Source organism: Bacillus sp. DB-2 (assembly GCF_003315125.1).
Classification (GTDB): Bacteria; Bacillota; Bacilli; order Bacillales; family Bacillaceae_G; genus Bacillus_A; species Bacillus_A mycoides.
The window spans coordinates 162,436-179,469 of sequence record NZ_QNRN01000005.1 but is presented as its reverse complement, the minus strand read 5'-3'; the positions used below and the strand labels follow the sequence as shown (position 1 = coordinate 179,469).

The 17,034-nt window shown below is 37.3% G+C and carries 15 protein-coding genes and 2 pseudogenes; 14 read left to right on the top strand and 3 right to left on the bottom strand.

The window, feature by feature from the left end:
• The first annotated feature begins 234 nt into the window (after positions 1–234).
• From DET63_RS10540 to DET63_RS30615, 6 genes and pseudogenes are all read left to right on the top strand, one after another.
• Positions 235–588: a DUF3870 domain-containing protein gene (locus DET63_RS10540; RefSeq protein WP_002134650.1), complete on the top strand. Its 354-nt coding sequence runs from the start codon at positions 235–237 to the stop codon at positions 586–588.
• 529 nt (positions 589–1,117) lie between these two features.
• Entirely contained in the window at positions 1,118–2,056 is a 939-nt protein-coding gene (gene glaH, locus DET63_RS10535) for a glutarate dioxygenase GlaH (RefSeq protein ID WP_113936680.1), read from the top strand.
• A gap of 57 nt (positions 2,057–2,113) precedes the next feature.
• Positions 2,114–3,316: an L-2-hydroxyglutarate oxidase gene (gene lhgO, locus DET63_RS10530; RefSeq protein ID WP_113936679.1), complete on the top strand. Its 1,203-nt coding sequence runs from the start codon at positions 2,114–2,116 to the stop codon at positions 3,314–3,316.
• Between the two features lie 225 nt (positions 3,317–3,541).
• Entirely contained in the window at positions 3,542–4,594 is a 1,053-nt protein-coding gene (locus DET63_RS10525) for a proline racemase family protein (protein ID WP_113936779.1), read from the top strand.
• Between the two features lie 168 nt (positions 4,595–4,762).
• Entirely contained in the window at positions 4,763–5,740 is a 978-nt protein-coding gene (locus tag DET63_RS10520; RefSeq protein ID WP_113936678.1) for an ornithine cyclodeaminase family protein, read from the top strand.
• A 123-nt stretch (positions 5,741–5,863) separates the two neighbouring features.
• A pseudogene (locus DET63_RS30615) lies at positions 5,864–5,950 on the top strand (helix-turn-helix transcriptional regulator); the annotation flags it as partial.
• Positions 5,951–6,239: 289 nt separating this feature from the next.
• On the opposite strand, the gene DET63_RS10515 reads toward DET63_RS30615, so the two are convergent.
• On the bottom strand, positions 6,240–6,578 hold the full coding sequence (locus tag DET63_RS10515) for a hypothetical protein (RefSeq protein ID WP_113936677.1): 339 nt from the start codon (positions 6,576–6,578) through the stop codon (positions 6,240–6,242).
• A gap of 319 nt (positions 6,579–6,897) precedes the next feature.
• Between DET63_RS10515 and DET63_RS10510 the strand changes: the two genes are divergently transcribed.
• The 8 genes from DET63_RS10510 (at position 6,898) to DET63_RS30210 (ending at position 14,574) form a co-directional block, all read left to right on the top strand.
• A complete protein-coding gene (locus DET63_RS10510; RefSeq protein WP_113936676.1) occupies positions 6,898–8,490 on the top strand; it encodes an ABC transporter substrate-binding protein in 1,593 nt (530 codons plus the stop codon).
• Positions 8,491–8,701: 211 nt separating this feature from the next.
• Positions 8,702–9,652: an ABC transporter permease gene (locus tag DET63_RS10500; protein ID WP_002125592.1), complete on the top strand. Its 951-nt coding sequence runs from the start codon at positions 8,702–8,704 to the stop codon at positions 9,650–9,652.
• Between the two features lie 6 nt (positions 9,653–9,658).
• Positions 9,659–10,510 carry an ABC transporter permease gene (locus tag DET63_RS10495; protein ID WP_002035185.1) on the top strand — a complete coding sequence of 284 codons (852 nt, stop codon included), beginning with the start codon at positions 9,659–9,661 and terminating at the stop codon, positions 10,508–10,510.
• Positions 10,511–10,537: 27 nt separating this feature from the next.
• The gene (locus DET63_RS10490; RefSeq protein ID WP_113936675.1) at positions 10,538–11,530 is read left to right on the top strand and encodes an ABC transporter ATP-binding protein; all 993 of its coding nucleotides are present in this window, start codon (positions 10,538–10,540) and stop codon (positions 11,528–11,530) included.
• Entirely contained in the window at positions 11,523–12,494 is a 972-nt protein-coding gene (locus tag DET63_RS10485) for an ABC transporter ATP-binding protein (protein ID WP_113936674.1), read from the top strand. Before DET63_RS10490 ends, DET63_RS10485 begins: the two co-directional genes overlap by 8 nt.
• Before the next feature lie 796 nt (positions 12,495–13,290).
• Complete coding sequence (locus DET63_RS10480) at positions 13,291–13,815, top strand: hypothetical protein (protein WP_012260416.1); 525 nt, start codon at positions 13,291–13,293, stop codon at positions 13,813–13,815.
• Between the two features lie 288 nt (positions 13,816–14,103).
• Positions 14,104–14,265, top strand: coding sequence for a hypothetical protein (locus tag DET63_RS30215; RefSeq protein WP_165689461.1), 162 nt, complete (start codon positions 14,104–14,106; stop codon positions 14,263–14,265).
• Positions 14,266–14,415: 150 nt separating this feature from the next.
• Complete coding sequence (locus tag DET63_RS30210) at positions 14,416–14,574, top strand: hypothetical protein (protein ID WP_176525352.1); 159 nt, start codon at positions 14,416–14,418, stop codon at positions 14,572–14,574.
• Between the two features lie 120 nt (positions 14,575–14,694).
• Here the strand turns inward: DET63_RS30210 and blaIII are convergent, their stop codons facing one another.
• Both blaIII and DET63_RS10465 read right to left on the bottom strand, forming a co-directional pair.
• Positions 14,695–15,642, bottom strand: coding sequence for a class A beta-lactamase BlaIII (blaIII, locus tag DET63_RS10475; RefSeq protein WP_113936673.1), 948 nt, complete (start codon positions 15,640–15,642; stop codon positions 14,695–14,697).
• Between the two features lie 564 nt (positions 15,643–16,206).
• Positions 16,207–16,686, bottom strand: a pseudogene (locus tag DET63_RS10465) (MFS transporter); the annotation flags it as partial.
• Positions 16,687–17,034: the final 348 nt, after the last annotated feature.

Below are 17,034 nucleotides of genomic sequence, written 5' to 3'. Positions count from 1 at the left end.
GCGGAATTTAATATTGAATATTCAGTTTATTTTTATTATGATTAACTTATTATCGGATGACAGTGATTAGCCTCGCTGTAGGCCCGGATTTATGTTTGAAAATGAAGAGAGTAAACTTCTTTCCACTTGAGCTTCTTTAGCAGAAGTACGAGCTATAAGGATAAGGGTAGTAAAATTCAATGCAAATGTGTACATTGTTTTTCTGGCTCTTAACATAGTAACGGAGGATGAAATATGCGTAAAGGGACATTTTTTATGGCGGGACATTCGAGACTTCCGAAAGGGATGGCTGTTCGCAGTATGTATGAAACATTAACAATTACAATTGAGGCAGATCATAAATATCATGTCATTATTGAAGCGTCATGTACGCTTGCGACAGAGCATGGTAGAGACTTCGTCGCTCAAATGTTGAGAGGACATAGTTTGCAAGATGGTATTGAAGAAATCGTTCAAGATATTATGGACCATTATCAAGGAAAAGCGCAAAATGCTATCGTCAGTGCGGTGAAAGATTTACATCGCCAATATGTAAGTTATTTAAATGATGAACAGCCCAGGGGAGAGTACGAGGAAACAACACCATAAAAACTATCTAGTTTACAACCATAAACGAGAGCCAGTTGTATTTCTTTTAAAGAGATACGACTGGCTTATTTTATTGAGGAGGCAAGAACTATGAAAAAGTTAAATGAAGTGTAAGTTGTAAAACAAGAGATGAAAAAAAGAGGGTGCGTAGAAAGTAAGGGGATTTTTAAAACGTATAAAGTGTGTAGAGAAAATAATAAAAAACGAATTGACAGTTGGAATATTTTGAATTATTATTTAATTAATTAAGATCCATACGAGAAATTAGCCTTCTCTATATTCGATCTTGTTTTCCTGTTTTACAAATATTTTCATACAAACTGTCTATTATTATTGTACTTTAAGAGATTAAAGAACACTCGTAATTATGAGCCAGTTGTACGTTTCTACGATTTTATGTCGTGGATGCGTATGACTGGCTTTTTCGATGTTAGGGCAGTAAGACCGAATCTCAGCATAAGAAGATAAGGATAACTGTCTGTAAAAAGCGTCCATAAGTTCTTCATATTTAAATTAGGGAGGAATTGAAATGTCGATTATTACAGAACAAAATGCAAAGATGAAATTTGCAAAGAAATATGAGGGGTATGAAATTGCTCCTCATCCAGAGCATAAACGTTTATATCATATTACGCTAAACCAGCAATTGCTTAAGCAGTTTTTTGAAGAGGTAAAAGAGCATTCAGAGCAGTCACTGCAATACATTCCTTATTCTCGGTTTAATCTTGCGGATGGAATGAGAAAGATTTTTGGGCAATCATTTATGGATAACATTCGCGGCATTGTTCATGACCGTGAAACGGGCGGATTTACAATTGGGGTACAAGGTGAAACGTCAGATCCAGCAGACTACGTGAAATTTGCAACAGCATTAACACATTTAATCGGGGAGCCAAACTTTGATGCAATGACAGGAACGTATTATGCTAGGTTTAATGTGAAAGATACGGATAGTAGTGATTCTTACCTTCGTCAAGCGTACCGATTGTTTACACTGCATACAGACGGTACATTCGTTGATGAGCCGACAGATTGGCTTCTTATGATGAAAATTGAAGAGAAAAATGCAGTAGGTGGAGAATCTCGTTTACTACATTTAGATGATTGGGAAGACCTTCAGAAATTTAGAAATCATTCGCTCGCATCTGTTAAGGTTACGTATAAAGCACCACCAAGTAAAAATGCGCAAGAAATCGTCTATCGTGAAACATTTTTTGATGTGAATAACGCACCATGTATTTGCTTTATTGATCAGTTCGCTTATCCAGATAATATTGAACAAGCAAACTATCTGAAAGACTTATCATATTCTGTTGAAAACTCACCAGCAACACATGCATTGAAATTACCAATTGGTGACTTAGTTCTTTTAAACAACTTATTTTGGATGCACGGAAGAGCTGCATTTGAAAAAAATAAAGATTTATATAGAGAACTAATGCGTCAACGTGGTTGTTTTTCTAAATAATATGTACGGCGGGTCTTAAAAAAGGCCTGCCTTTCATCATATTAAGGGGGAAGTAGGATGTATGACTTTATAATTATTGGCGGAGGAATTGTTGGGCTTTCAACGGGAATGGCTTTAACGAAAAAATTCCCTCGTGCGAAAATCGCGATCATTGAAAAAGAAAAGGAACTTGCACATCATCAAACTGGACATAATAGTGGAGTAATTCACTCTGGAATTTATTATAAACCAGGGAGTTATAAAGCGAAGTTTGCCAAAGAAGGAAACGCAGCTATGGTTCAATTTTGTAAAGAAAATGACATCGCTTATGACATGTGCGGAAAAGTAATTGTCGCTACAGAAAAGGACGAACTTCCTCTTTTACATAACTTATATGAAAGAGGCTTACAAAACGATTTACATATTGAAAAAATAGGTGAGGAAGAATTAGCTGAAATTGAACCCCATGTAAAGGGACTTGGGGCAATCCGCGTTCCTTCTTGCGGAATTGCTGATTATAAAGGCGTAAGTTATGCATTTGCCCGTTTGATTCAAGAAAGCGGGGGAGAAATACATTTAGGAACAGCGGCGGAGCGTATTACTGAGAAGAAAGACGCTGTAACAATTGAGACGAATCAAGGTGTATTTAAAACGAAATTTCTCATTAACTGCGCTGGATTACATAGTGATCGCATTGCGAAAAAGACAGGAATATTAACGGATATGAAAATTGTTCCGTTCCGCGGTGAATATTACGAACTTGTCCCAGAAAAACGCCATCTTGTAAAACATTTAATCTATCCAGTTCCAAATCCAGAATTTCCGTTTTTAGGTGTTCATTTCACAAGAATGATAAACGGAGACGTACATGCAGGACCAAACGCAGTATTAAGCTTTAAGCGAGAAGGCTATACGAAAACAGACTTTGATATAAAAGACTTCATGGAAACAATGACATACACAGGCTTTTGGAAAATGGCGATGCCAAATATGAAAGAAGGCATAAAAGAAATGGTGCGCTCATTTAGTAAACAATCATTCCTAAAAAGCTTACAGCGCTTAATACCAGAACTTACAGAGAAAGATATCATGCCAACCCATGCAGGAGTAAGGGCACAAGCCATTTTATCAAACGGAAATATGGTTGATGACTTCTGCATTATCCCCGGCATCAATTCTCTGCACATTTGCAATGCACCATCCCCGGCCGCAACGGCTAGTATAAAGATTGGTGAGGAGATTGCTAAGCAAGTGCCGGATGTGGTGGCGGTTAGGGTTTGATGGGGTCCCCCCGAGCGGGGCTGGTTGTAGCTTAATGGCCGCTAACTGTCTACTGTATAAAAAAGTAGACAGTAGTGTATGCTTTTTTAAAAAATGTATACAGATTTATCCCGCTATTTGTGGGTCGGGCTGCCCGTAAAAGCCCGATTGGTGTGGGCTAATAATCAGTGGGGGATGAAGACCCTCCCACTGATTAAAGTTTCACTTTATACTCTATGCGTTGGCATGATACTTGCAATGAAAATAGTATTAACATATAGGGGAGAGATAGAAATGAAGGTTAGTAAAATATACACAACAATTGATGCTCACGTAGCTGGGGAACCACTTCGAATCATTACGGGCGGAGTGCCAGAGATAAAGGGAGAAACGCAACTAGAAAGACGCGCATACTGCATGGAACATTTGGATCATCTTCGCGAGGTTCTTATGTATGAACCGAGAGGACATCACGGCATGTACGGTTGTATCATTACTCCGCCCGCAAGTCCTCATGCTGATTTTGGCGTATTATTTATGCACAATGAAGGCTGGAGTACGATGTGTGGTCACGGAATTATCGCTGTTATTACAGTTGGAATTGAAACAGGTATGTTTGAAGTGACAGGAGAAAAACAAAAATTCATTATTGATAGCCCTGCCGGGGAAGTTATTGCGTATGCAAAATTTGACGGGAGCGAAGTAGAGGCAGTATCATTTGAAAACGTTCCTTCGTTCGTATACAAGAAAGACGTTCCTATCAAAATAGATGACTATGAATTTCAAGTAGATATCGCGTTTGGCGGAGCATTCTACGCTGTAGTGGATAGTAAAGAGTTTGGTTTGAAAGTTGATTTTAAAGATTTAGCTGCAATTCAAACGTGGGGCGGTAAAATTAAACACTACATTGAAAGTCAAATGGAAGTAAAACATCCACTTGAAGAAGATTTAAAAGGAATATACGGCGTTATTTTCTCAGATGAACCGAAAGGAAAAGACGCTACTTTACGAAATGTAACGATCTTTGCTGATGGGCAAGTGGACCGTTCTCCTTGCGGTACAGGAACTTCCGCAAGAATCGCAACTCTTTTTGAAAAAGATGCGTTACAAAAGGGAGAAACTTTCATTCACGAATGCATTACTGGCGGCCAATTTGAGGGAGAAGTATTATCTTTAACAGAGGTAGATAAATATGAAGCTGTCGTCCCGAAAGTAACGGGGAATGCATTTATTACAGGGTTCCATCAGTTTGTTATAGATCCGAGGGATGATTTGAATCGGGGATTTTTGTTAGGATAAAGTGAAACTTTAATCAGCGGAGGGGGTTTATCCTCCACTGATTATTAGTTGAACCAATCGGGTTTTTACGGGCAGTTGATCTCCCGTATAACGTCTTTGTCCAACCTAATTTTCAGATGGGAGTCTTACTGCCCGTTAATACGGGGTAGAAGGAGGAGGTGGAAAGATATGCTAGTCATAAGCGCAAACGAACAAAGAAACTTAGTAAATATAAATGAAGTCATTGAATACGCGGCGCTTGCTTTAAAAGAATTTTCAGCAGAAAGAACGATCACACCAATTCGCGGCTCATTACCATTTGCGAACGAGAAAAATACGGCATTAATTATGCCTTCAGTAGCTGAAGGACTTGAGGCACTTGGCTTAAAAGTAGTAACAGTAGTCCCGCAGAACAAAAAGATAGGAAAGAAAACGATAAACGGGATTGTTATGCTTTCAGACTTTCAAACGGGAGAACCGCTTGCACTTTTAGAAGGATCGTACTTAACGATGATCCGAACAGGGGCCCTATCAGGAGTAGCGACAAAACATTTAGCTCGTCATAATGCAAAAACCTTATGCATTATCGGTACTGGTGAACAAGCGAAAGGAATTGCAGAAGCTGTACTTGCAGTTAGAGACATCGAAAAAGTCATCCTATATAACCGAACGGAAGAAAAAGCGTATGCATTCGCGCAATATATCCAGGAGACATTAAACAAACCAGCTTACGTCTACAGGGATCCAAATGAAGCAATAAGCGAAGCGGACATCATCGTCACAACAACGAATGCATCCACACCAGTCTTCTCAGAAAAACTACAAAAAGGCGTCCACATAAACGCCGTCGGTTCATTCAGACCGAGCGTGCAAGAACTACCATCTCACGCTATCGCTAACGCAAACAAAGTAGTAGTCGAATCAAAAGAAGCGGCATTAGAAGAAACAGGTGACCTTCAGGTTCCTATAAAAGAAGGCTTGTTTGAGGCAAGTGACATCCATGCTGAACTTGGTCAAATTATAAGCGGGGAAAAGGCTGGTAGGGAGAACGATGAAGAGATTACTATTTTCAAATCAGTAGGTTTGGCGGTAGTAGATATAATTGTTGCGAAGTATTTGTATGAAAAAGCGGTGGAGAATGGAATGGGTACTATGATTCAGTTGTGAGGCTGCCTTTTGGTGGTCTTTTTAATTTGGGTTATAAGTTGCTCTATTTGGAAATCTATATATATTTTTACATGAAAGTGTGTTGAAATTGTGGTGTTCTTTTTGTTTATAATGCGCTTTTGCATCTCAAATACAATGCAAAAGCTAGGGGTTAAATGACGTTCATCAGCAGTTGTTGAGCTTCTTCGCATGGGAGGGCTCGAATTCTAAGAAAGCAGCAGACTTTTATACAAAGAGTCGGCTGTTTTTCTGTTTATTTAATACTCTGAATGTGCAGATATTAAAGGGTATAAGATATTTATGTTCAAAACACCTTGGTAATTGATTAGAGAAATGAGTTTGGAAAATAGATTAATTTTAGTTAGAGAAGAAGAACTTAGAAAAATATCAGTATTGGATTCTATTGGAGTTGTCTTTGTTTGTCCCTTATTTTCCAATTGGAGAATAAGGGACAAAGTTTTATGAAGGAGTAAATTTAGACATCAAGTATGCAGCTTTTTTACCACTCCCGCCATTCTTCTGTAATATCTTCTTCGGATTCTAAGCCAGCTATTTGTGCTCCTGCATCGATAAATTCATAGAGATCTTCTCTTTCCATTGTTTCGATAAAATGGTCATGTTCGATATTTAGTTCATTTAGTTTAATAACTACCTCTTTAACAACTTGCATTACTTCGACTTCGGTTGGAGTCTCGCCTAATTGCTCTAAATTGTTAATGTAGGTGTCGAGGACTTTGTTTGTTGCACTTATATTTTCTTCAGTGAAAAATTCCCCATCTTCATCATGCTCAACCCATGGGGTTGTTGGTTTGTTTTTTTTCAATTCATCAAACGTCATGATAATCTCCTAAAAATGTTTTTTTATCTTTAATCTCATTCTACATTTTCAATTATATATAACAACCATTTCAGAGAAACTTTCTGTAGGCTGCTAGTTTTTCAACGCATTTTACGAGGCTACCTATTCGTGGTCTTTTTATTTTACCCTCCGCATAAATATATTTTATCGCAAGAATTCATTAATAGATTTCAAACTGTCTATCTTTGCGAAAAAGTTTGACAATACATACGGGTAGTGGTAATTTAAAACCTATAAGAAAACTCGGTATTAATCCCGAGTTTTCTTATAGGTGTAAATAGTCGAGAGGGGTCGAAATATGAAGAAGTTGTTTGCATTACCATTTGTCCTACTATTATTTATTGCATTAGCGGCTTGCTCAGGGGAGAAAGATTCTTCGAAGCAAGCGAACACTAGTAAATCAGGGACTCCGAAAGATGGAGGAACGTTAACAGTTGGTGTTAGTGATAATCCAGATACGATGAACCCGCTTTATGCGAATGATCGTGTCTCGCTCACGATACAGCAAGCTTTATATGCACCGCTGTATCATATGGAAGACGGTAAGAAAAAGTTTGTTCTTGCTGAGAGCTTTACGCCTTCAGAGGATCAATTAACATGGACTTTAAAACTAAAGGATAATTTGAAATGGCATGATGGTAAGAAAATTACATCAGACGATATTGTATTTACATTCCAATCTATTTTAGATGAGAAGCAAAATAGTTCAAGCCGTGAAAACTTTATTTTTAAAGGAAAGCCGCTTGAGGTGAAAAAAGTGGATGAGCTAACGACTCAATTCGTTTTACCACAAGTAAGTGCATCTTTCGAAGGGGTTATGAACGATTTCTTCCCAATTCCGAAACATGTATTTGAAGGTGAAGCGGATTTAGTGAAGAGTAAGAAAAACTTACAACCTGTAGGATCAGGTCCATTTAAGTTTAAAGAGTATAAATCAGATGAGTATGTTGCATTAGATCGATTCGATGATTATGTCGGTGGTAAAGCTAAATTAGACTCTATCGTATATCGTGTTGTAAAAGACCGTAATACAGCAAATGTTTCACTACAAAATGGTCAAATCAACATGAAGATGATTGAGCCGCAAGACTTTAAGAAATTAGATAGCACTGGGAACTTCTCAATGGTGACATTCCCTGAAGGTAGATTATTCTACTTATCTTATAACCAAAATACAGATCTTATGAAGAAAAAAGAAGTGCGCCAAGCAATTGCGCATGCGTTAGATAAGAAAGAAATGATTAACTCAGCATTCGTTTCTAGTCAATTCGCAGAACCAGCAAATTCAATCTTAACGCCAGACGCTATGTATTATGCAAAAGACATTAAAGATTATAAGTATGATAAAAAAGAAGCGAAAGATTTATTAGCGAAAGCTGGCGTGAAAGATAAAGAAAAAGTACGCGTTATGTATGTAACGAATAATAAAATTATGGAAAGTTTAGCGCTTTATACACAACAAAAATTACAAGAAGTTGGCTTAGAAGTTGAACTGAATGCATTAGATGCTAGTGCAGCAAGTGAAAAAGGCTTAGATAAAGAGAATAAAGAATATGACATTACATTCGGTGGTTACATAATGGGACCAGAGCCAGATTCATATAAGAGCTTATTCTTAAGCAATGCAGAATACAATTATGCACGTTATAAAAATGCTGACTTCGATAAGTTATGGGAAGAAGCTGCAGTTGAAACAGATAAAACGAAACGCGCAGAGCTATACCATAAAATCCAAGATACAGCTAGAGAAGACTTACCTTATCTTCCAATCGCATATCCGAAAGCAGTTATTGCAGTAGATAAAAAGTTTGATGGGTTAAAAGAAGCAAAAGCAATTCCAGTTACAATGTTTGAAGATCTATCGAAGATCTATCGAAGATTTATGAAGTGAAATAAGAAACTATGAAGAAGCTGGTGGAAATCAGCTTCTTTATCCCGCTTTAATGGGCAGTAAGACTCTCACCTCAAAATTCAACTGAAGCAAAGAGGTGAGGTGGGAGATCAACTGCCCGTAAATGCCCGATTGGTTCGGGCTAATAATCAGTGGGGGATAAACACCTCCCACTGATTAAAGTTTCACTTTATCTTGAGGGGGGAAGTTTGTGTATAAAGTAATTGCAAAGAGGCTTTTAAATGCGATTCCGCTTTTATTTGTTATTTCTATTATTTCTTTTTTATTAATAAAACTAGCGCCGGGCGATCCCGTTCGAAACTTTGTAACGCCGAATATGAGTCCAATTGATGTCGAGCGTATTCGCAAAAGTTTAGGACTAGATCAGCCGATTTACGTGCAATATTTTTTATGGTTAAAAAATATTTTAACAGGGAATTTTGGATACTCACTTCAAAACCATCGTCCTGTTTTAGAACTTATTACAGAAAGATTACCCGCAACAATCGGGTTAATGGGATCATCTTTACTCGTCTCATTTGTAATCGCAATACCGCTTGGATTATTTACAGGTGTGAAAAAGAACTCGTTCTTTGACCGCATTGTGAACTTCATCTCCTATGTGGGAATCTCAATGCCAGTCTTTTGGTTCGCGTTACTATTAATCTACTTATTCTCTTTAAAGTTGAACATGCTTCCGAGTATGGGTATGCGCACAGTCGGTCAAGATTCCTTCTTGGATATTGTCCAGCACGGCATTTTACCTTGCATGGTGCTAGCGTTCCAAAACATCTCTGTCTATATGAGATATATTCGCTCAAGTACAATTCAGCAATTAGAGGAAGATTACGTACAAATTCAATATGCGTACGGTGCTTCACAGAAAACAGTTTTATTTAATCACGTACTTCGAAACGTATTAATACCGATCATTACAATTTTCGGATTATCCATTCCGAGTTTAGTAGGCGGAGCGTTCATTACGGAAACAGTATTCTCATGGCCGGGACTTGGTTCACTCGGGGTAAATGCTATTTTTAGATTTGATTATCCAATTATTATGGCAATCACATTATTATCATCGTTCATGTTAATTCTCGGTAATTTAATTGCTGATATTTTATATGGCGTTGTAGATCCGCGCATTCGAATGAGGGGGTGATTTGGAATGAACAATAGGAGATTTCAAACGATAAAAAATAGTTTTACAAAAAATAAGTTTGTAGTAATGGGAGTTATTATACTGGGTGTTTTAACAATCGCGTCTCTTTTCGCATTCGTATCACCGTACGATCCTAGTAAAATGTCGATTCCAGATCGTTTACAAGAACCGAGTATGAGTCATCCGTTCGGCACAGATGATTACGGAAGGGATTACTTAACGAGAGCGTTATATGGCGGACGAGTTTCCCTTGCGGTTGGTTTTCTAGCGATGGTCGTTTCCATTACAATCGGAACCGCAGTAGGAACAATTAGCGGATATTTTGGCGGAAAGTTAGACAACTTCTTAATGCGAATTGTTGAAGTTCTTATGTCGATTCCATCATTCTTCTTAATGCTGTTATTAAATGCGTATTTAAAACCAGGAATTACAACGCTTGTTCTTATTATCGGATTATTAACGTGGATGGACACCGCACGTATTGTAAGGGCAGAAACGTTATCTGTAAAAGAGCGTGAGTACGTTTTATATGCAAAAGTATCTGGACAAAAATCATTGATGATTATTGTAAGACATATAATTCCTAACATTTTATCGACGATTATAATCGCAGCGACATTAACAATTGCGACATCGATTTTAATGGAATCATCACTTAGCTTCTTAGGATTAGGTATTAGAGAACCAGATTCTTCTTGGGGCAGCATGCTAAATAATGCGCAAGGATACATAGGTGAAGCTTGGTATTTAACACTCTTCCCAGGGTTCCTTATTCTATTAACGGTACTAAGTTTTAACGTAATCGGTGAAGCGTTGAAAAAAGCTTTCGCACCAAAAGGGGCTCATCATGAGAATTAAGGCTGTAAGTGAGGGGGAGTGAAAAGCGTGTCTGAAAAACTATTAGAAGTAAAAAACTTAAAGACTTCTTTTTTCATAGAAGACGGCGAAGTAGAAGCGGTTCGCGGCGTTTCATTTAGTTTGAAAAAGGGTGAAGTTGTTGGGATTGTTGGCGAATCGGGGAGCGGAAAGAGCGTTATGGCGAAATCCGTTATGGCTCTCGTTACGTCGCCAGGGAAAGTGAAAGAAGGAGAGATTCTTTTTCAAAATGAAAACGTGCTTTCTAAATCGGAGAAAGAATTACGCTCTATTAGAGGAAATCAAATTTCACTCATCTCCCAAGATCCAATGTCGGCATTAAACCCAGTTGTGAAAATTGGTAAGCAAATGACGGAAGTAATTATTCGGCATCAAAAAGTGAAAAAGAAAGAAGCACAAAATATCGCGGTTAACTTACTAAAACAAGTCGGTCTTTCTTCACCGGAAGAAAGGGTAAAACAATATCCGCATGAACTAAGCGGTGGTATGAAGCAGCGGGTTATGATTGCAATGGCGATGTCTTGTAACCCAGACCTTCTCATTGCGGACGAACCGACGACTGCGCTTGATGTAACGATACAAGCACAAATACTAGATTTAATGAAAAACTTAAAAAACGAAACGAATATGTCGTTACTTCTTATTACACATGATCTTGGAATTGTTGCGCAAAACTGTACACGCGTCATCGTTATGTACGGCGGACTTATTATGGAAGAAGGACATGTACTTGATATATTCCAATCGCCGAACCATCCATATACGAAAGGGCTATTAAACTCTCTGCCAAAAATATCGAACGGCGTAAAAGAAAGACTAGCTCCAATTCAAGGTGTAACGCCAAACTTACTACATCCGCCGGAAGGATGCCCATTCGCAGAGCGTTGCCCGCATAAAATGGACATTTGTGAAAAAGAACGTCCGCCATATTTTGAAATCGGAAACGGAAGACGCTCTATGTGCTGGCTAAACGATAGGGCGGTAGGTGATTCACATGCATGAAGAAAACTTAATTGAAGTTCGGAACTTAAAAAAGTATTTTCCTATTAAAAAAGGACTATTCGGCAGAAAAACAGAGCAATTAAAAGCAGTCGATGACCTAAGCTTCACAATTAAAAAGGGTGAAACATTCGGACTAGTAGGGGAATCCGGCTGCGGGAAATCAACGACAGGAAGAAGCATCATTCGTTTACACGACGTAACTGCAGGTAACATCCTATTTGACGGAAAAGATATCGCAGATCTAAAAGAAAGTGAACTAAAAGAATACAGAAAACGAATGCAAATCATTTTCCAAGACCCATACGCATCATTAAATCCGACAATGAACGTATTCCAAATTATTAGCGAACCGATGAACATTCATGGCTCTTACACGGCGGAAGAAAGAAAAGAAATCATTCTAGACCTTCTCAAAAAAGTAGGACTAAAAGAAGAACACCTATATCGCTACCCGCACGAATTTAGCGGAGGGCAAAGACAGCGAATCAGCATAGCGCGCGCACTATCTGTAAAACCAGACTTCATCCTATGTGACGAACCAATCTCAGCACTAGATGTCTCAGTCCAAGCACAAGTCGTAAACATGCTGCAAGACATTCAAGAAGAAACAGGCGTCACATACTTATTCATCGCACATGACCTATCCATGGTAAGACACATATCAGATAGAATCGGAGTCATGTACTTAGGAAACATAGTAGAAATTGCCGACAGCGAAGACCTATACACAAAACCGGCACATCCATACACACAAGCACTACTCTCATCCATGCCAGAACCAGACCCAACAAACACAGGAAAAGAACGGATCATCCTGCAAGGTGAAGTACCAAGCCCACTCAACTCACCATCCGGCTGCAAATTCAGAACGCGCTGCAAATTCGCCACTGAAAAATGCGCGCAGGAAGTACCAAAGATGGTTGAGATTGCGAAGGGGCATGAGGTGGCTTGTCATTTGTTTTAGAGGGAGAGCATCGGGGGACCTGGTGGTATTTCAGTTGGTAATATGATAGCGCTTCTAGCGTTAAATAATTTATATAATAAACAATAAACATAAAAAAGAGCTAAGGTTCTCATACAGCCGTAGCTCTTTTTTATGTTTGTTAAACAATATCCTTTCAAAAAAATATTTAAGTCTATATTTATCCCGCTATTTGCCGGGCAGTAAAACTCCCACCTCAAAATTCAGGTGGAGCAAAGAATTTAGGTGGGAGATCGACTGCCCGTAAACGCCCGATTGGTGAAGGCTAATAATCAGTGGGGGATGAACAAAACCCCCACTGATTAAAGTTTCACTTTATAATTTTTTCTATCTTAATGCATAAAGACAAGGAAGGATTATATTTAATTCCCTTCCATACTTCTGATGGGGTGGACATCAATGAGATGTGGTTTTTTGTTCACGGATTTTTAACATCTTTATTTACGGTGTTTTGAATGTAATAATAAAAAGTTTGCTTTCATATTAGAAAAGGTTAGTCCCTCACTTCACTCCAGTTAAAAACCTCACACCCAAAAACAAAGGGGAACTCAATTGTTCAAACTCATATAAAGTTTCAATCTTGTCTAAGCATCCATTAGGATATACAATTGATCATCTATTTTTCTTTACATAATCTCCAGATACAGTCCATATCAACTATAGATTCTTGTCTTATGCTAAATGTAATCAAAAAGCAAGTAGATAAAGATAATGACTAAAACATTAACTCTAGATACTTTTTTGATGAATATTACAAATAAACAGGAGGTAATGAAAAATGATTAAAACATTATTAGCAGGAGCACTTTTAAGTACAGGATTGGTAGCGGGAGGTGCAGTAGGTGCAGATGATGCGAAAATGGACAATTTAAAGTCAAATGAAAATAGTTCCAATCAAGTAATTACACAGAGTGCAGATGGAACAACGTCTTTCTCACAAAACTTTGATTTACCTAAAGATGCAGTACCAGCAACGCCTAAAGGAGACGTAAAAACTGTTGAAAGAACAGAAGGTACAGGTTCTCAGGAAGGAAAAATGGTACCAGCAAAAGAAGGTGCAGATTCTCAATCTGGATTTGAAATGGGAGCCCCTGAAAAACCAGAGCATGCAAAAACTGTTGAAAGAACAGAAGGTACAGACTCTCAAGAAGGAAAAATGGTACCAACAAAAGAAGGTACAGATTCTCAATCTGGATTTGAAATGGGAGCCCCTGAAAAACCAGAACATGCAAAAACTGTTGAAAGAACAGAGGGCACAGACTCTCAAGAAGGAAAAATGGTACCAACAAAAGAAGGAAATTAAATAATATATAGTTATGACGAAGAGCATCCAAAAAGTGGTGCTCTTTTTATATTGTAGGGATTAACTAGTTTTACTCAATATAGAACTGTAGGAGGAATTGAGGCTAGAACATGAGGGACTATCTCTTCAAATCATGGTGTTTGAAGCACTAGTTTTGGTGGTAACGTTACAACATAAACATTTTATTAGAGATTTTTTAAATTTACATACACTCTAGATAGACTACATATCAACTTCAGATACTTGTTTTATGATACAAGTAATCAAACAAAAGGAGGGCAATACAAAATGATTACAACAGTATTAACAGGCCACTCTTTTAAGTACAGGAGATTATTAACAGGTGGAGAAAATGTTGAAGATGTACAGACAGATAAACATATTCCATATGAACAAAATGAATTGCAGCGGACTCTAGAAAAGTACGATTCGAAGAAATTTGAGTTATAAAAAGAAAATAGATAAATATAGTGGAAATAGATAAATTGACAAGAGAAAAGCACTTTGTGTATATCACAGGTGCTTTTTATTTTAATTTTGATATAGGGCTTGAATTAAATTTTTACACTAAAATATATACGGCAAAAAGGGGGGAGTTCATTGTATAAAGTTATTTATGGAATATTAATTTTAATTTATACTTTGTATTCATTTTTTGTAAGTGATGGAAGTGAAGTAAGGTTTATTATGGTGTTAACTATAGTGCTTATCTTTTCTGTGGTTTTAGAAAAAGGAAATGCAAACAAAACGACTGATTAAAGGTCTTTTTGTTTGCATTTTTTAGTTGGCTATTAAAGTCCAGATGTTTTAGGGACACTATCAAATTTTTATTTGATGAAAACACCCGCCTAAAATAGAAAACTTTTAACCTATTATCATTTATTCCGTAGCTTTTAAGGTATTTAACACGACTTTGGTTGCGTCTGCAATAAGTTTATCATCGTATTTAGCATCTTCTTTATCATGATTAGAAAGTATAGCAAGAATAATCGGCTTTTTATTTGGTGGCCAAATAATTGCGATATCATTTCTTGTTCCGTAAGATCCCGCGCCTGTTTTATCAGCTACTTCCCAGCCTTTTGGTACGCCCGCACGAATCAATTTATCTCCAGTTGTATTTCTCTTCATCCAATCTACTAATAGTTCACGTTTTTCTATTGGAAGTGCAGTTCCTAATGTAAATGATTGAAGTGTCTTAGCTATCGCTTCTGGTGTACTGGTATCGTGTGTTTCTCCTGGATGCACTTCATTTAATTCAGGTTCAAATCGTTCTGAAGTAGTAACAGTATCTCCCATTTCTCTCAAGATTTTTTCAAATTCAGAGGGGCCCCCTAACTGTTTAAGAATCAAATTATGTGCTGTGCTGTCACTATATCGAACAGAAGCATCTGCAAGTTCTTTTAACGTCATTCCTGTATCAACATGCTTTTCAGTAATTGGATTGTAATTAGAAAGATCTTCATGAGTATACGTAATCCTTTGATCAAGAGCTTCTAATGAGTTCTTGCGTAAAAGAGCGCCCACAGCTAATGATTTAGATGTGGATGCAAATGCAAAACGATCATCTGAATGATAAGCAACAGTTTGATTCGTACCTGTGTCCAGTGCATAAATACCAAGCTTAGCATCATATTCTTTTTCAAGTTTAGCGAAAGATTGATTACCTGTATTTTCTTGTTTAATTTGATTAGCTTGATTCGTTTGTTTAGGTGGTTCAGATTGAGTGTTACTATTGGAACAACCTATAAGTGATACACATGAAAGTAATACTACAGGCACAATCTTTTTGTAATGTAAAATGTTAAAGAACTTGTTTAAAACGAACATAAATTTTCAACCTCTTTCAAGAATATATGGATTTTGTCTAGGTATTCTAAATACCAATGCAATTAAGGATGGCATAGGATAACAATACTACTGCAGCTAAAATTTCATAGGTTAAAGGACATCCAAAACGTTTATATGATTGATAAGTCACGGTTTGGGCGGTTTCTTTTTTGTTTTCACTTGTAATGGTTCACCTGTGAAAGTATTAAACTTGTAATACTTAACAGTAGTATTACGATGCATATTTTTCACTTTTTGGGATAATAAGTCCTTTCTTTTTTTTTGTAATACATAAAAATAGATGTCAAACGGGATATGTTGTATCCAATCTGGACAACTAATGTTAGAAATACACTTATTAGACACTCTAAGGGATAAATTTGTTCCACTTTAAGATGAGGAAGAATTTGGGGTTTGTAAAATAACAATGGAACTACGTGTTTTTTCTTCATACAAAAACCTCTACATATAAGTAGAGGTTTTTAAATTGTATATTAATGAATTATGCTTTTTTAGATAAAGCAAATCGAGTTCGGGTAAACGAAGAACATAGAATACATAATTTTAACTAGATTTATTATTAGCTAGTTTATCTCCACCACCAAGCTCCGCCTCAATCTGCGAAGTTTTCGATGACTCATCCATACGCCAATACGTAATAAAGCTTATCGCGATACATCCAGCTACGTAGAAGTAAAATAGTGATTCCATTCCGATACTTTTTAGCCATAATGCGATGAACTCGGCTGTTCCGCCAAATATCGCAACAGTTAGTGCATATGGTAAACCTACGCCAAGTGCGCGAATTTCAGTTGGAAAGAGTTCGGCTTTTACAATCGCATTAATGGAAGTGTAACCAGTAACGATAATGAGGCCGACCATCATGAGTAAAAATGCTACCATTGGTCCTGTCGTTTTTTCCATAAAGAAGAAGATTGGTGCTGTTAGTAACGTTCCGAGAATACCGAAAGCCATTAATAGTGGGCGGCGTCCAATTTTATCGGATAATAGCCCTGCAATTGGTTGAAGTACGACGAAAAGCAGTTTAGAAGATCGACCGTTGTAAGGTGAAGAAAGTGAGTGGTATAAGAGATGGATATGTTAACCTCTCTAAATTAGAGAAACTACAAAGCAGAAAAGAAGATAAGAGAATGAATTTAATTTGCTATCTTTTATATGAATATCAAGATTAAAGGACAACGCATGTATTTCATAAAAATATACCAGGACACAATCGTTAACCGAAAAAATCTGTTATTGACCAAATCTTGACCAAACAGCAAAAAGTTTATTTTTCAAAAAGAGATAAAAGTTTGCTACATAAAGAAACCCCCTTGATTATCAAGGGGGTTTTCATATGACCCCGACTGGCCTCGAACCACCGACCTCCAC

Excerpts from the sequence above, each read along its gene's own strand:
- DET63_RS10540 (WP_002134650.1), top strand. The coding sequence starts at position 235 with ATGCGTAAAGGGACATTTTTTATGGCGGGACATTCGAGACTTCCGAAA.
- glaH (WP_113936680.1), top strand. The coding sequence starts at position 1,118 with ATGTCGATTATTACAGAACAAAATGCAAAGATGAAATTTGCAAAGAAA.
- lhgO (WP_113936679.1), top strand. The coding sequence starts at position 2,114 with ATGTATGACTTTATAATTATTGGCGGAGGAATTGTTGGGCTTTCAACG.
- DET63_RS10525 (WP_113936779.1), top strand. The coding sequence starts at position 3,542 with ATGATACTTGCAATGAAAATAGTATTAACATATAGGGGAGAGATAGAA.
- DET63_RS10520 (WP_113936678.1), top strand. The coding sequence starts at position 4,763 with ATGCTAGTCATAAGCGCAAACGAACAAAGAAACTTAGTAAATATAAAT.
- DET63_RS10515 (WP_113936677.1), bottom strand. The coding sequence starts at position 6,578 with ATGACGTTTGATGAATTGAAAAAAAACAAACCAACAACCCCATGGGTT.
- DET63_RS10510 (WP_113936676.1), top strand. The coding sequence starts at position 6,898 with ATGAAGAAGTTGTTTGCATTACCATTTGTCCTACTATTATTTATTGCA.
- DET63_RS10495 (WP_002035185.1), top strand. The coding sequence starts at position 9,659 with ATGAACAATAGGAGATTTCAAACGATAAAAAATAGTTTTACAAAAAAT.
- DET63_RS10485 (WP_113936674.1), top strand. The coding sequence starts at position 11,523 with ATGCATGAAGAAAACTTAATTGAAGTTCGGAACTTAAAAAAGTATTTT.
- DET63_RS10480 (WP_012260416.1), top strand. The coding sequence starts at position 13,291 with ATGATTAAAACATTATTAGCAGGAGCACTTTTAAGTACAGGATTGGTA.
- DET63_RS30215 (WP_165689461.1), top strand. The coding sequence starts at position 14,104 with ATGATTACAACAGTATTAACAGGCCACTCTTTTAAGTACAGGAGATTA.
- blaIII (WP_113936673.1), bottom strand. The coding sequence starts at position 15,642 with ATGTTCGTTTTAAACAAGTTCTTTAACATTTTACATTACAAAAAGATT.